At 72.8% G+C, this 13,247-nt stretch carries 14 protein-coding genes; 9 read left to right on the top strand and 5 right to left on the bottom strand.

Annotated elements, in window-relative coordinates; translation table 11 throughout:
• Window positions 1-345 precede the first annotated feature (345 nt).
• Both ACGFYQ_RS05745 and ACGFYQ_RS05750 read left to right on the top strand, forming a co-directional pair.
• Entirely contained in the window at window positions 346-1,182 is an 837-nt protein-coding gene (locus ACGFYQ_RS05745; protein ID WP_393740311.1) for a DUF6777 domain-containing protein, read from the top strand.
• On the top strand, window positions 1,104-2,669 hold the full coding sequence (locus tag ACGFYQ_RS05750; protein WP_393740313.1) for a hypothetical protein: 1,566 nt from the start codon (window positions 1,104-1,106) through the stop codon (window positions 2,667-2,669). The genes ACGFYQ_RS05745 and ACGFYQ_RS05750 overlap by 79 nt, the downstream gene beginning before the upstream one ends.
• Before the next feature lie 10 nt (window positions 2,670-2,679).
• On the opposite strand, the gene ACGFYQ_RS05755 is transcribed toward ACGFYQ_RS05750, so the two are convergent.
• Both ACGFYQ_RS05755 and ACGFYQ_RS05760 read right to left on the bottom strand, forming a co-directional pair.
• Window positions 2,680-3,333: a response regulator gene (locus ACGFYQ_RS05755; protein ID WP_393740315.1), complete on the bottom strand. Its 654-nt coding sequence runs from the start codon at window positions 3,331-3,333 to the stop codon at window positions 2,680-2,682.
• The gene (locus ACGFYQ_RS05760; RefSeq protein WP_393740317.1) at window positions 3,330-4,577 is read right to left on the bottom strand and encodes a sensor histidine kinase; all 1,248 of its coding nucleotides are present in this window, start codon (window positions 4,575-4,577) and stop codon (window positions 3,330-3,332) included. Before ACGFYQ_RS05760 ends, ACGFYQ_RS05755 begins: the two co-directional genes overlap by 4 nt.
• 123 nt (window positions 4,578-4,700) lie before the next feature.
• Here ACGFYQ_RS05760 and ACGFYQ_RS05765 point away from each other — a divergent pair, with 123 nt between their 5' ends.
• A complete protein-coding gene (locus ACGFYQ_RS05765) occupies window positions 4,701-5,246 on the top strand; it encodes a hypothetical protein (protein ID WP_393740319.1) in 546 nt (181 codons plus the stop codon).
• Between the two features lie 5 nt (window positions 5,247-5,251).
• On the opposite strand, the gene ACGFYQ_RS05770 is transcribed toward ACGFYQ_RS05765, so the two are convergent.
• The gene (locus ACGFYQ_RS05770) at window positions 5,252-5,824 is read right to left on the bottom strand and encodes a cob(I)yrinic acid a,c-diamide adenosyltransferase (RefSeq protein ID WP_393740321.1); all 573 of its coding nucleotides are present in this window, start codon (window positions 5,822-5,824) and stop codon (window positions 5,252-5,254) included.
• A gap of 120 nt (window positions 5,825-5,944) precedes the next feature.
• Here ACGFYQ_RS05770 and ACGFYQ_RS05775 point away from each other — a divergent pair, with 120 nt between their 5' ends.
• The 4 genes from ACGFYQ_RS05775 (at window position 5,945) to ACGFYQ_RS05790 (ending at window position 10,253) form a co-directional block, all read left to right on the top strand.
• Entirely contained in the window at window positions 5,945-6,070 is a 126-nt protein-coding gene (locus tag ACGFYQ_RS05775; protein WP_393740323.1) for a hypothetical protein, read from the top strand.
• Window positions 6,071-6,217: 147 nt separating this feature from the next.
• A complete protein-coding gene (locus ACGFYQ_RS05780) occupies window positions 6,218-7,066 on the top strand; it encodes a 3-hydroxyacyl-CoA dehydrogenase family protein (protein WP_362393009.1) in 849 nt (282 codons plus the stop codon).
• Between the two features lie 170 nt (window positions 7,067-7,236).
• On the top strand, window positions 7,237-7,560 hold the full coding sequence (locus ACGFYQ_RS05785) for an STAS domain-containing protein (RefSeq protein ID WP_355410659.1): 324 nt from the start codon (window positions 7,237-7,239) through the stop codon (window positions 7,558-7,560).
• Between the two features lie 182 nt (window positions 7,561-7,742).
• Window positions 7,743-10,253, top strand: coding sequence for an ATP-binding protein (locus ACGFYQ_RS05790; protein WP_393740326.1), 2,511 nt, complete (start codon window positions 7,743-7,745; stop codon window positions 10,251-10,253).
• 85 nt (window positions 10,254-10,338) lie between these two features.
• Here the strand turns inward: ACGFYQ_RS05790 and nucS are convergent, their stop codons facing one another.
• The gene (gene nucS / locus ACGFYQ_RS05795; protein ID WP_376678576.1) at window positions 10,339-11,010 is read right to left on the bottom strand and encodes an endonuclease NucS; all 672 of its coding nucleotides are present in this window, start codon (window positions 11,008-11,010) and stop codon (window positions 10,339-10,341) included.
• Between the two features lie 220 nt (window positions 11,011-11,230).
• Here nucS and ACGFYQ_RS05800 point away from each other — a divergent pair, with 220 nt between their 5' ends.
• Window positions 11,231-11,623 (top strand): SCO5389 family protein, encoded by a 393-nt coding sequence (locus tag ACGFYQ_RS05800; RefSeq protein WP_030386927.1) that lies wholly within the window; start codon window positions 11,231-11,233, stop codon window positions 11,621-11,623.
• A gap of 15 nt (window positions 11,624-11,638) precedes the next feature.
• On the opposite strand, the gene ACGFYQ_RS05805 is transcribed toward ACGFYQ_RS05800, so the two are convergent.
• Complete coding sequence (locus ACGFYQ_RS05805; RefSeq protein ID WP_393740329.1) at window positions 11,639-12,670, bottom strand: LLM class flavin-dependent oxidoreductase; 1,032 nt, start codon at window positions 12,668-12,670, stop codon at window positions 11,639-11,641.
• 229 nt (window positions 12,671-12,899) lie between these two features.
• Between ACGFYQ_RS05805 and ACGFYQ_RS05810 the strand changes: the two genes are divergently transcribed.
• Window positions 12,900-13,226: an ATP/GTP-binding protein gene (locus tag ACGFYQ_RS05810; RefSeq protein ID WP_150517804.1), complete on the top strand. Its 327-nt coding sequence runs from the start codon at window positions 12,900-12,902 to the stop codon at window positions 13,224-13,226.
• The last annotated feature ends 21 nt before the right edge of the window (window positions 13,227-13,247 follow it).

The raw sequence follows: 13,247 nt of genomic DNA on the forward strand, positions 1-13,247 counted from the left end.
CGCCCGTGAGCACGCTTTGTCATGGCACGCTCACCACAGTGTTGGTGAGAGTAGAAAGGTCTGGACCAACCGTCAAGAGGTCCAGACCTTGCGGGAGTTGTCGCGAGCCGGCCGCCGGGATCCTTCGAGTTGCCGACCGTGCGGCGGGGTGCTTGACAGTGGCCGATGGGCGGCGAAGGGTGGGGTGGCGAGGGAAATGTATGGGATGTGTCGGTTATGTCGGACCTTCCTCGGATTGGTGGCCCGCCGCCCGCACCCCCGCCCGGCCCGCTGGCTGAGGCGTCGGCGCCGGAGGGGAAGCCTCCGGCAGGTCCGCACCGGCGTTGGCCGCGCAGAGTCATGGTCGTGGTCGGCCTGGTCTCCATGGCCATGTCGATCGGCCTGTTCCTCGTGGGCAGGCAGGCCCAGCAGGAGCACCGGGAGATCTTCCTGCAGCCGACCGGGGAGGTGGGTCCCGATCCGTTCACCTCGCCCTTGGCCGGTACCGGCTCTGCCCGCACGGTGGCGGGCACCGACCCGGCGACTCCCACCGCCCCCTCGACTTCGGGGGAAGTGGCCGTGGCCAGCCGGTACGGCAGTGAGCCCGGTCTGTACGGCGGGGTCAGGAAGACGGCCGCCTGCGATCCCCGCCGCCTCATGGACTTCCTGCGCCAGAACCCCGGCCCCGGGCAGGCATGGGCAGGCGTCCTCGGCATGGCGACCGCGGACCTTCCCCGATATGTCGCGTGGCTCACCCCGGTAGTGCTGACCGGGGACATCCGGGTCACCGACCACCGCTACCGCGACGGCCGGGGGGTGCCGTTCCAGGCGGTCTTGCAGGGCGGCACGGCCGTTCTGCTGGACTGGCACGGGGTGCCGCGGGTGCGCTGCCAGGGCGGCAATCCGCTGCTCGCACCCGTGGTGGTCGACAAGCCGGTCTACACCGGTCAGAGATGGCCCGGGTTCGAACCCGGCAGGACGGTCGTGGTGGTCCCCTCCCGGCAACCGCTGCGGGGTCTGGTACTCACCGACGTGACCACGGGCGACCGGTTCGCCCGACCGGTGGGCGGCACCGGCCCCACCGACCGGGATGTGGCCATCCCGAGCGGTACATCCAGGTCGGGATGGACGCCGACCGTCACACCTCCGCCCGCTCTTCGGACATCACCTCAGGCGGCAGCTCGCACCGCCCAGGCCCGGTGATCATCATGACCCCAGAAGAACTGCTGCAGATGACGTACCACCAGTTGCGCAACCGCAACCTCACCCCTGAGGACCTGAAACAGCTGAACCCGCAGCAGCTGCGCGAACTCGCTCCGCTGATCGACAGGGGCACCAGGATCGGAAAGGTGATTCCGGAGTTGCAGAGAGAACTGGCGCAAATCGAGGTGGAGGCTGCTCGGCTCGGGCGTGTGTACAGCCGACTTTCGGTGCTGCCCGATGGCCACCCGGCGAAGGCCATGCTGAGCGCTGCCACAGATCGGTGGAAGGAGGTCGGGACCGACGCGCTCTACAAGGAGCGTCAGCTAGACGGCGTGCGGGTGGCGTACGAGCGAGCACAGAACAACCGGCAGGTGTATCAGCAGGTGAGCCAGTTGCGCGGCGTGGTGGCCGAGGCCGCGGAAGGGGTGAGCGAGGCGCGCCAGGCGGGGGGCGGCGCGGCACCGAGCCGTGCGATGTCCATGCTCCAGCAGCTCAGGAACGCTTCCCCCGTCCAGTGGATCAAGAACCTGGTGAGCAAGACCTCGGACGGGTTCATGCAGGGCGCTCGCGCTGCGCGCAATGGCGTCGGGAACCTGTTGAACACCGCTGGGACGATGATCAGAAATGGTGCGGCTACGGCCCTCTCCGCCGGCGCGGCTCTGGTCGGCGCGGTGAAATCGGGCGCCGCCGCTCTTGGCACTGCCGTTGCCAGAGGGGTCCCGGGCGGCTGGGCCGGGATTGCCCTTTCCGTCGGCCTGCTCGCGCTGGCCGGTGTCGGCGCCTGGGCGTTGAGTGGCTCCAATACACCCGCCCCCGACCACCCGCCTACGGCGCCGGCGCCGGTGGTGCCGCCGGGCGAACTCCCACCGGCGGAAGTGCCGCCCGCGGAGCAGCCGCCGGTGGCGCCGCCTGCTGAGCCGCCGCCTGCCGTGCCGCCGGGAGAGGTGCCCGCCGTGCCGCCGCCTGCCGTGCCGCCGGGAGAGGTGCCGGCTGTGCCGCCGCCTGCCGTGCCGCCGGGAGAGGTGCCGGCTGTGCCGCCGCCCGCGGACCAGCCGCCCGCGGTCCCGCCTGCTGAGCCTCCGCCTGCGGAGCAGCCCCCGGTGGCGCCGCCTGCTGAGCCGCCGCCCGCCGAGCCTCCGCGTCAGGTGCCGCCTGCTGAGCCGCCGCCTGCCAAGCCTGAGCCTGTGCGTCCGGAGCCGCCTGCCGTGCCTCCGCCCGCTGAGCCTCCGCGCGAGCCCGTGCATCCCGTGCCGCCGCCGGCAGTACCGCCTCAGCCCGAGCCCGTGCATCCGGAGCCGCCGCCCGCCGTGCCTCCGCCCGTGCCTCCGCCCGCCGAGCCTCCGCCTCAGCCCGTGCATCCGCAGCCGCCTCCGGCAGTGCGGCCTCCGGCCGAGCCGCCGCCCGCCGTGCCTCCGCCCGCTGAACCGCCCCCGCCTGCCGTGCCTCCGCCCGCCGAGCCCTTGCCCCAGGAGCCGCAGAGCCAGTAGGGATCAGGATCTAGATCCCCAACTCCTGGGCGAGTACCGCCGCTTGGAGCCGGCTGCGCAGCTCCAGCTTCCCGAGCAGCCTGCTGACGTGTGTCTTCGCCGTCGACTCCGCCATCTCCAGGCGTACGGCGATCTCCGCGTTCGACAGGCCCTCGCCCAGCGCGGCCAGCACCTCCCGCTCCCGCCGGGTCAGGGAGGCCACGGCCGCGGCCGTCTCCGGGGGCACCGAGGCCCGCGCCGGACGCGGGGCCGCGAACTCGGCGATCAGCCGCCTGGTCACCGCCGGGGCGATCAGGCCCTCCCCGCGCGCGACGGTCCGTACCGCCTCGATCAGCTCCGCGGCCTCCGCGTTCTTCAGGAGGAAGCCCGCGGCCCCCGCCCGCAGCGCCCCGAAGACGTACTCGTCGAGGTCGAAGGTGGTCAGCACCAGGACATCGGCCAGCCCTTCCGCGACCACCTCGCGGGTCGCGGACACCCCGTCGAGCCTCGGCATCTGCACGTCCATGAGGACGAGATCCGGCCGCAGCTCGCGGGCGAGGCGCACGGCCTCCTCCCCGTCGGCCGCCTCGCCCACCACCTCGATGCCGCCCGCGCTGCGCAGGATGAGCACCAGCCCGGCCCGTACCGCGCTTTGGTCCTCCGCCACCACCACCCTGATGGTCATGCCTTCACCGCCCTCTCCTCCGCGGGCAGTGTCGCCCGCACCCGCCACACCCGACCGGCCCGGCCGGCCGTGAACTCCCCGCCCAGCAGCTCCGCCCGCTCCCGCATGCCGATCAGCCCGGCCCCGGAGCCGGGGGCGCGCGGACCGGGCCGTTCCCCGTACGGGGAGTCCACCGCCACGGTCAGCAGCCCGGCCGCGCGCGCCACACGGACCGTGACCGTGCCCGGGGCGGCGTGCTTGAGGGCATTGGTCAGCGACTCCTGGAGGATCCGGTACGCGGCCAGCTCCACCGGGGCCGCCGTCGGCTCCCCGGGCGGCCGTTCGTCGTGCAGTACGAAGTCCAGCCCGCTGGCCGAGCCGTTGGTCCGGGCCTGGCCCAGCAGGGCTTCCAGGCCGTCCAGCGTGGGTACGGCGGCCGGCTCGTGCTCCGCCCCGGCATCCCGCAGCAGCCCGATCAGCCGGCGCATCTCGGCCAGGCCCTGGACGCTGTTCTCCCGGATCACCCCGAGGGCGTCGCGGCTGGTCTCGGCCGTGTCGATGGACAGCGCGGCGGTGGAGTGGATGGCGATGGCGGAAAGGTGGTTGGCCACCATGTCGTGCAGCTCCCGGGCCATCCGGGCGCGCTCGGCGACGACGGCCTGCTCGCGGTCCATCTCGGCCAGCAGCGCGGTCTGCTCGGCGCGCAGCCGGGCCGCCACGGCGGCCTCGCGATGGTTGCGCAGGGTGGCGCCGGTCAGCGCCGGGGCGAAGCTCACGATGCCGGTGACCACACCGATCAGCAGGGCCTGCGGGGTGCGCAGCCAGGCCACCGAGGCGATGGTGACGACGACCGTGATCAGCCCGGTCGTGACCGGGAGCCGCCGGGCCATGGCGGGTTTGCCGTACACGACGGCGGCGTACATCAGGTCGGTGAAGATCACGACGGTGGCGAGGCTGCCGACCGTGAACTGGTCGGCGATCACGCCGACGGTGCCGACCGCCAGCGTCAGCCGCGGCTTGGTGCGGCGCAGCAGTTCCATCGCGCCCAGGACGACGAGGGGGACCAGGGCCGCCCACGCGGGCAGGAGGTGCCGGTCGCCGCTGCTGTAGACGCCCAGCGACCACATCGCCAGGCCCGCGAGGACGCTGACCACGGCGAGCAGGACGTCGTCGCGGTGGGGGCGCAGGCTCTTCTCGGTCACGGTCCCATCCAACAGGGTGTGCGGGCCGCCGACCTCGGCGGAGAGGCCGAGTTGTCGGTACATCGAAGGATGCAGCCGCAGGTCGTCACTGGCGACGACGTACGGGGCCGGTCCGGGCGGGAGGCTGGGAGCACATCGCACTTCGGTGATTGCACACCGCACACCCCGAACGGAACGGAGAGTCCCGTGATCGTCGCGCTGATCATCGCCTGTGAGGTCGGCTTCTGGGTACTGCTGGCCGCCGGACTGGCCCTGCGCTACCTCGCGAAGATGCCCCGGCTGGGCGCGGCGGTCCTGCTGTGCGAGCCGCTGATGGAGCTGGTCCTGCTGGTCGTCACCACGCTCGACCTCAGGAACGGCGCCGCGCCGGACTGGAAGCACGGCCTCGCCGCCCTGTACATCGGCTACACCGTCGCCTACGGCCACTACACGATCAAGTGGCTCGACGGCCATGCCGCACACCGGCTGGCCGGCGGGCCCAAGCCGCCCGGAGCCGGGTACGGGAAGGCGAGGGCCGCCCACGAGTGGAGGCTGTGGGTGCGCACCGTCATCGCGGCCGCCGTCGCCCTCGGCCTGCTCCAGACGGCGATCTGGTACGTGGGCGACGCGGGCGACGTCAGCTCGCTCAAGGCGTGGCAGTTCGCGGCCCTGCGCGCGGTCGGCATCCACGGCCTGGTCGCCGTCGGGTACACGGTGCGGCCGAAGAAGGCCCCGGCGGGCCAGGTCTCCTAGACCCCCTAGCGGTCGCCGCCGGGCACCCAGAGCACGTCGCCGACCTCCTTGTTGGCCGTCCGGGCCAGGATGAACAGGAGGTCGGAGAGCCGGTTCAGGTAGGTGGCGGTCAGCGGGTTCATGACCTCGCCGTGCACCTCCAGCGCCGCCCACGTCGAGCGCTCGGCGCGCCGGACCACGGTGCAGGCCTGGTGCAGCAGGGCCGCGCCCGGGGTGCCGCCGGGGAGGATGAAGCTGCGCAGCTTCTCCAGCTGCTCGTTGAAGACGTCGCAGTCCGCCTCCAGCTTGTCCACGTAGAACTGCTCCACGCGCAGCGGCGGGTACTGCGGGTTCTCGACCACCGGGGTGCAGAGGTCCGCGCCCACGTCGAACAGGTCGTTCTGCACCCGGACCAGGACCTTCACCACGTCCTGCGGCAGGCCGCCGAGGGCGATCGCCGTCCCGATGGCCGCGTTGGCCTCGTTGGCGTCGGCGTACGCGGAGATCCGCAGATCGGTCTTGGCCGTGCGGCTCATGTCGCCCAGGGCGGTCGTGCCCTTGTCGCCTGTACGGGTGTAGATGCGCGTGAGGTTCACCATGCCGCCAGCGTAGTGAGGCCCGGTGGAAAATCGCACGCGGAGCCGCTCACGTGCCCGATCCCGTCCGCGGCCGGGCCCGAAAGGGGCCCCGAAGAGTGAAGAGGTGGCAGTTTGACCGACATGTTCCGAATCCGGCAGCGGGCCGAACTGACCGAGCGGGTCGACGTCTTGGCGGGCGCGGTCGTGCGTGAGGTCGAGCGACTGCGGGCGATCGAGGAGCGGTTGGGGGAACCGGGGGACGACTGACCCGTCCCGGTGTGATGTCCGTCATCTGAGACGTGACGCGTGTTACTTCGCGGTCACACCGCACCGCCCGGACGCTAGTCTCCGCCGGAGGGGCCAGGAGACTGGGCCGATTCGAGGCTGGGCCGTATCAAGAACGTGGGGTGTGCAGTGGCTGGGAAGCTTGCCGTCATCGGTGCCGGACTGATGGGTTCCGGGATCGCTCAGGTCTCCGCTCAGGCGGGCTGGGACGTCGTACTGCGCGATGTCACCGACGCCGCGCTGACCCGCGGCACGGACGGGATCAAGGCCTCGTACGACAAGTTCGTCTCCAAGGGCAAGCTGACCGCCGAGGACGCCGAGGCGGCCCTCGCGCGCATCACGACGACCACCGACCTGGACGCGGTCGCCGATGTCGACATCGTGGTCGAGGCCGTCTTCGAGAAGATCGAGATCAAGCACGAGATCTTCCGCGCCCTCGACAAGATCGTGCGCGAGGACACCGTCCTCGCCTCCAACACCTCCGCCATCCCGATCACCAAGATCGCGGCCGCGACGGAGCGTCCGGAGCGGGTCGTCGGCGCGCACTTCTTCTCGCCCGTCCCGATGATGCAGCTCTGCGAGCTCGTACGCGGCTACAAGACGAGCGACGAAACCCTCGCCACCACCCGGGCGTTCGCCGAGTCCGTCGGCAAGACCTGCATCGTCGTCAACCGCGACGTCGCCGGCTTCGTGACGACCCGTCTGATCTCCGCGCTGGTCGTCGAGGCCGCCAAGCTGTACGAGTCCGGCGTGGCCTCCGCCGAGGACATCGACATCGCGTGCAAGCTGGGCTTCGGGCACGCGATGGGCCCGCTGGCCACCGCGGACCTCACGGGCGTCGACATCCTGCTGCACGCCACCAGCAACATCTACACCGAGTCCCAGGACGAGAAGTTCGCGCCGCCGGAGCTGATGCGCCGGATGGTGGACGCCGGGGACATCGGCCGCAAGAGCGGGCAGGGCTTCTACAAGCACTGAGGCCGGGCCACTGAGCACCACCGTTCGAATGCCTTCACCCGTCGGGGTGAATTAGGTATCGGTTCGCTCACGGTCGGCAACTTCCCTGCCCGCGAGGCAGTCAGTTGCAGTGAGAGTTGCCGACCACGGACCAGTCGGACCATACGTACGCAGTACCGCCGGGAGTACACATGCACATCAGGGGCGACCACGCCGAACTCGCTGTCGGGGGCCGCCTCGACGTGCGCAGCGCGGCGGACGCCCGTACGGTCCTCCACACCGCCCTCGACGACGGCCACGGCGACCTCGTGCTCGACCTCACCGGGCTCGACTCCTGGGACGCGACCGGCCTCGGCGTGATCATGGGCGCGCACCGCAGGGCCGGCCGGACCGGACGGCGCCTCGTCCTGCGCGGGGTGCCGCCGCAGATGCAGCGGCTGCTCGTGGCCACCCGGCTGCACCGGATCCTCGCGATCGAGGGCGGACTGGAAGCGGAGTCCCTTCCCAGAGTGTGAACGCCGCCTTCCGTTTTCCTGCGGAAACGTAACGGTCCGGTGGTGATGGCACCCCCGCGGTTCCCCGCAGGACCGGCCACGGTCTAGGGTTCGGGCGGAAACCGGACCAGTAGCGGCAGCGGCGTGTGCGAAGGCCGGGTGGTACGACGGCGAGGCGCACGGCGCGATCGGGGGACTTGGTCATGGACCGCATACAGGGGCAGGCCGATCCGGAGGCACAGTCCGGAGGTGCCGCTGGGGGTCCCCCCGGACGGAGTCTGGGGGAGCTGCCCGCACCCGCGCCCGTGGTGCCCGCCCGGGTGGTCACCCTGACCGCGGCGGACTTCACCCTCACCGTCAACCCCGTCGACGGCAGCGAGATAGAACCGCTCCGGCCCGGCACCCGGGCCGGCCGTCCCGCCAAGCGCGACGCGGCCGCCCGCAGCGCCCGGGACACCGCCGCACGGCCGCCCGTACTGCCCGGGGCTCCCGTATCCGCCCGCCCCCTGCGGGCGCGCGAGGACGAGCTGGAGCGACTCGTACGGCTGCTGGGCCGAGGCCGGTCCGTCCGCCTGACCGGGCCCGCCGGATCCGGCCGCAGCTCGCTGCTCGACGCGGTCGCCGCCCAGTGCGCCGGCCTCGCCCCCGACGGAGTCGTACGGCTCTCCGGCTACGGGCACCAGCAGCCCGCCGAGCTGCTCCACACGCTCTACGCGACCGTGTACGAGGCCTCGGACGCGCGGCCCGACCGGATCGAGCTCCTCGCCCGCGTACGCGACATCGGCGCAGTCGTCCTCCTCGACGACCTGGAGATGGGCGGGGCCGCCCTCGACGAGCTGCTGCGCGCCACCCCCGAATGCGCCTACCTGCTCGCCGCGACCCCCGACACCCGAGCCCCCGACGACTCGCACATCGAAGAGGTCTTCCTCGGCGGGCTCGGGAAGAACGACTGCCTGGAACTGCTGGAGGCGGGCCTCGGCCGGCCGCTGACGGAGGCGGAGACCGCCTGGGCGTCCGACCTGCGGTTCGCCTCCGAGGGGCTCCCGCTGCGCTTCGTACAGGCCGCCGCGCTGCTGCGGCAGCGGGACGAGCTCAACCACACCGACGAGGTGGACGACGAGGAGGAGCCCGGCGTCTTCGAGGAGCGCCCCCGCGACACCGCGGAGGTGCCGCTGCCGACGCTCGCCGAGGGCGCGGCCCCGGCCGAGCTGCTGGCCTCCCGCGTCAGCGAGTCGGCGCGCGCGGCCCTGCGCATCGCGTGCGCGCTGGGCGGGGAGCTGCCGCACCACGCGCACCTGCCCGCGCTGGTGGGGGACACCCACGCCGACTCCGCGGTGGCGGAACTGCTCGGCTGCGGGCTGCTGACCCCCATCGGCACGCGCTACCGGCTGGCCGCCGGGGTCGCCCGGCAGCTGGAGGAGGTCGGGTACGGGGACACCGCCGCCGAGGGGGCCCGTACGGCCGCCCGGCACTACGCATGGTGGACCGGCCACACCTCGGTGAACCCGCAGCGCGTCGCGGCGGAGGCCGACGCGGTGCTCGCCGCGCTGGGCGGTGCGGACGTGGTGGCGGCGGTGCTGCTGGCGCGCACCGCGGCTCCGGCGTTCGCCGCCTCGCTGCACTGGGAGGCGTGGGAGCGGGTGCTGCGCGCGGGCGCCGAGGCCGCGCGCAAGGCGGGAGAGGTCGCCGAGCAGGCGTACTTCCACCACGAACTGGGCGTGCTCGCGCTGTGCGAGGGACGACTGGACCGGGCGCGGGCCGAACTGGAGACCTCGATCGGGCTGCGCGGCGCGCTGGCCGACAAGCGGGGCACGGTCGCGGGCCGCCGGGCGCTGGCGCTGGTCGCGGACCGGGAGGCCGCGGAGGTGGCGGTGTCGCCGCCGCTGCGGCTGGAGCCGCCGGTCGCCTCGCCGGCCGCCGGTGTCACGGCGCCGGCCCTGCCGAGGGGTTCCGGGGCTTCGGAGGCCGTCACGGTCGCCGGGCCGGTGGCCGGACCGGTCGCACGGCCGGGCGCCCGGCCGGTGGTCGGGTCCGTGGCGCCCGTGGCGGCCGTGACCCCGTCCGCGGCCTCGGAGGCGGTGACGCGGGTGGCCCCGGTGGTGCCCGTGACCCGGCGCCAGGAGCCGCCCACGACGCTGTCGGAGGTGTTCGAGGACGCCTTCCCGCTGTCGCCGAAGCCGGCCCCCGCCACGGCTACCGAGTTCGTGGCCGGACCCGCCGGACCCGCTCCGGACTCCGGCCGCCGCCGACGGGCGATGCTGGCCGGCGCGGGGGCGCTGGCCGTGGTCGCGCTGGGCACGGTGGTGAGCCTCGCACTGGCCTCCTCGGACGCCACGCCGCCGGCGCAGGGTCCCGCGGTATCGACCAGCCCGACGCGGATGGTTCCGCCGACGGCGCCGGGAACCAGCGGGAACGATCCTGCACCGGAGCCGTCCGACCCCGCGGCGGCCCCGCCCCCGGAATCCCCCGCCCCGGGCGAGACCGCCGGCGCCCCGGCCCCGGGCCGGACCCCTTCCCGCACGCCGTCGCGCCGCCCGCAGTCGACCGCGCCGCAGCCCCCGGCCTCGTCGTCGGCCCCGGTACCGCCCACCTCCGCCGGGCCGACCCCGACCGAGTCGCCCTCGGCTTCGGTCGTTCCGTCCCCGACGGCCACCGCCACGGGGACGGGCACGGCCACCGCCACGGCGACCGGCCCGGGCACGACCAGCAGCTAGACCGGCAAGGCCACAGCACTAGACAACGACGACGGCTCCGTCCTCGTGGACGGAGCCGTCGTGCCGAAGCCGGGAAGCCGGAAGGTCAGAACAGGCGGAGCTTGTCGTCCTCGATGCCGCGCATCGCGTTGTAGTCGAGGACCACGCAGTCCATCCCGCGGTCCGTCGCCAGCACCTTGGCCTGGGGCTTGATCTCCTGCGCCGCGAAGACGCCCCGGACCGGGGCCAGGTGCGGGTCGCGGTTCAGGAGCTCCAGGTAGCGGGTCAGCTGCTCGACGCCGTCGATCTCGCCGCGCCGCTTGATCTCCACCGCCACCGTCGCGCCGGAGGCGTCCCGGCACAGGATGTCGACCGGCCCGATCGCCGTCATGTACTCGCGCCGGATCAGGGTGTAGCCCTCGCCCAGCGTTTCGATGCGGTCCGCGAGGAGTTCCTGGAGGTGTGCTTCCACGCCGTCCTTGATGAGCCCGGGGTCGATGCCGAGCTCGTGGGAGGAGTCGTGGAGGACTTCCTCCATGGTGATGATGAGCTTCTCACCCGCCTTGTTGACGACGGTCCACACACCGGCCTCGTCGCCGCTCCCCTCTTTGAGGGTGCACGGGGGCGACATCCAGTTGAGCGGTTTGTACGCCCGGTCGTCCGCGTGGATCGAGACACTGCCGTCGGCCTTCACGAGGATCAGACGGGGTGCCGAGGGCAGATGGGCGGTGAGCCGGCCCGCGTAGTCGACGGAGCAGCGGGCAATGACGAGACGCATGGTCGGCAACGCTACTCGACCGACGGGGCTCCACGCGATTCGCCCCTGAAAGCCCCGTTCGCCGATGGCGCGTTGTATGCGCATTCTCCTGGTGCGCCACCCATGGGACGCCTACCGTGGTGAGCGGGAGGTTGCCGAGCGTGTACGCAGCGTCGCGGCCTCCTTCCCTGCCCGTAAGACTCCGGCAACCCAGTCCGCCGGGGTCACGAGAGGAGAACCCATGTCGCTCGACGTCTCACCGGCCCTACTCGAACAGGCCGAGCGAGGCGAGGTCGACGAAGCCGCTTTCGTCGACTGCGTCCGGACCTCCCTGCCCTACGCATGGGAGATGATCAGCTCGCTGGTGGCCCAGCTGAAGGTCGACGGCGGACAGTTCGCCGACAACCAGACGCCGCCGCCCGACGAGCAGGCGCGTGGGCAGCTGCTGCGTGCCCTCGCGAGTGACGCGATACGCGGTGCGCTGCAGCGGCACTTCGGAGTGCGCCTGGCGTTCCAGAACTGCCACCGGTTGGCGGTGTTCCCGCTGGATCCCTCGGTGGACGACCGGCTGGCCAAGTTCACTTCGATCCGCGGCCAGCTGCTCAACCAGTCGCCCGAACTGCGGGACTGTTAGCAACGACGGCCGATCTCAGCCGAGGCGGGGCAGGACTTCGGCGCCGAGGCGCCGTACGTTCTCCTCCGTCGCGGCGAGATCGCCCGAACCCTCCGTCAGGAGGGCGAAGCGCGTGATCCCGGTCCGCTCGGAGGTGGCCGCCAGCCGGTCCGCCGCCAGCGCCGGGGTGCCCACCGGGTGCAGATCGCACAGGAGCTCCGTATACGCGACCGGGTCCCGCATCGAGCGCACCCGGCCGTCCACCGTCACGTGCGCGTCCAGGCCCTGCTTGAGCCAGCCCGGCATCGCCTTCAGCAGCGACTCGCGGGCGTCCGCCGTACGGTCCGCCAGCTGGCACACCCCGGCGGAGACATGGCCCGCGCCCGCCACGTACTCCGGGGAGTGGCCGGCCGCCAGCGCCGCGGCGCGCCACAGCGCGACCATCGCGGCCTTGTCCTCGTCCCCGCAGTGCATGCCCAGCAGCATCGGCAGCCCCCGCTGCGCGGCCAGCCGTACCGACGCGGGGGAGGTGCAGGCCACGATGACCTCCGGGCCCGGCCCGTCCGCTTCCAGAGCCTCCGACGGCCGCGGTACGACGGCCACCTCGCGGAAGCCGTACCGCTCGCCGTCGGCCGCCACCCGCGCTTCCGTCAGCCAGCGCCGCAGCAGGTCCAGGGCCTCGGGGAAGCCGTTCTCGTACGAGTCCAGCCCGCCCCCGAAGACCTCCAGGTCGACCCACGGCCCGCCGCGGCCGACCCCGAGGCTGAACCGCCCGCCCGAGGTCACGTGCAGCAGCGCCGCCTGCTCGCCGAGGGCCACCGGGTGCGTGCTCGGCAGCACGCTGACCGCCGTGCCCACCCGCAGCCGCCGGGTCCGGCCCAGCAGCAGGGCCGCCAGCGTCACCGCCGAGGGGCAGACCCCGTACGGGACGAAGTGGTGCTCGGCGAGCCAGACCGAGTCGAGCCCGGACTCCTCGGCCACCTCGGCCGTCCGCACCGCACGGTGCAGTGCCTCGCCCTGTCCCTGGCCCGGGAACTGGGCCGCCAGTACAAACGCTCCTACGCGCATCGCCTTTAGCCTCCTCGCGGCTGACGCGGCCTCCCCAGGCTGACCGGTTCTTCCTATGGCAACAACGTGTGACACGTGCCAAAGGCACGGGCTGACACGAAAGTTATTGGGATTGTCGGGCCATTCCTCTTCGCGGGGCCTGGCTCCGGTAGCCACCCTGCGGGTACCCGGCCTCGCTGCGCGTAGTCTGGGGGAAAGTCACTGCCGTCCGCCCATCCGTGAGGTATACGTGTCACCGCGCCACAACCGCCCCAGGGGCGGCGAGACTCCGGACGAACGCCCCAGCACCGGCCTCGACCGCTACGGGTTGGAGCGCACGGAGGAGTACCAGGGCGAGGAGTGGAAGGTCCGGCACGTCGCGGGCGCGAGCGCCGCGGGCAAGCGCTACCGCTGCCCGGGCTGCGACCAGGAGATCCCCTCGGGCACCCCGCACCTGGTGGCCTGGCCGGAGTACGGCGGCGTGGACGACCGGCGGCACTGGCACAAGGCCTGCTGGAACGCGAAGGACCGCCGCACCTCGAAGGTGCAGCGGTCCCGTAACGCACCCAGGTACTAGGCCCCGCCCCGTCCCGGGTCC

This window comes from Streptomyces sp. NPDC048258 (assembly GCF_043201995.1).
Lineage (GTDB): Bacteria > Actinomycetota > Actinomycetes > Streptomycetales > Streptomycetaceae > Streptomyces.

Bases quoted from the DNA above. Each gene is read 5' to 3' on its own strand.
- ACGFYQ_RS05790 (WP_393740326.1), top strand. From the start codon at position 7,743: ATGGACCGCATACAGGGGCAGGCCGATCCGGAGGCACAGTCCGGAGGT.
- ACGFYQ_RS05800 (WP_030386927.1), top strand. From the start codon at position 11,231: ATGTCGCTCGACGTCTCACCGGCCCTACTCGAACAGGCCGAGCGAGGC.
- ACGFYQ_RS05760 (WP_393740317.1), bottom strand. From the start codon at position 4,577: ATGTACCGACAACTCGGCCTCTCCGCCGAGGTCGGCGGCCCGCACACC.
- ACGFYQ_RS05805 (WP_393740329.1), bottom strand. From the start codon at position 12,670: ATGCGCGTAGGAGCGTTTGTACTGGCGGCCCAGTTCCCGGGCCAGGGA.
- ACGFYQ_RS05755 (WP_393740315.1), bottom strand. From the start codon at position 3,333: ATGACCATCAGGGTGGTGGTGGCGGAGGACCAAAGCGCGGTACGGGCC.
- ACGFYQ_RS05785 (WP_355410659.1), top strand. From the start codon at position 7,237: ATGCACATCAGGGGCGACCACGCCGAACTCGCTGTCGGGGGCCGCCTC.
- ACGFYQ_RS05770 (WP_393740321.1), bottom strand. From the start codon at position 5,824: ATGGTGAACCTCACGCGCATCTACACCCGTACAGGCGACAAGGGCACG.
- nucS (WP_376678576.1), bottom strand. From the start codon at position 11,010: ATGCGTCTCGTCATTGCCCGCTGCTCCGTCGACTACGCGGGCCGGCTC.
- ACGFYQ_RS05750 (WP_393740313.1), top strand. From the start codon at position 1,104: ATGGACGCCGACCGTCACACCTCCGCCCGCTCTTCGGACATCACCTCA.
- ACGFYQ_RS05775 (WP_393740323.1), top strand. From the start codon at position 5,945: ATGTTCCGAATCCGGCAGCGGGCCGAACTGACCGAGCGGGTCGACGTC.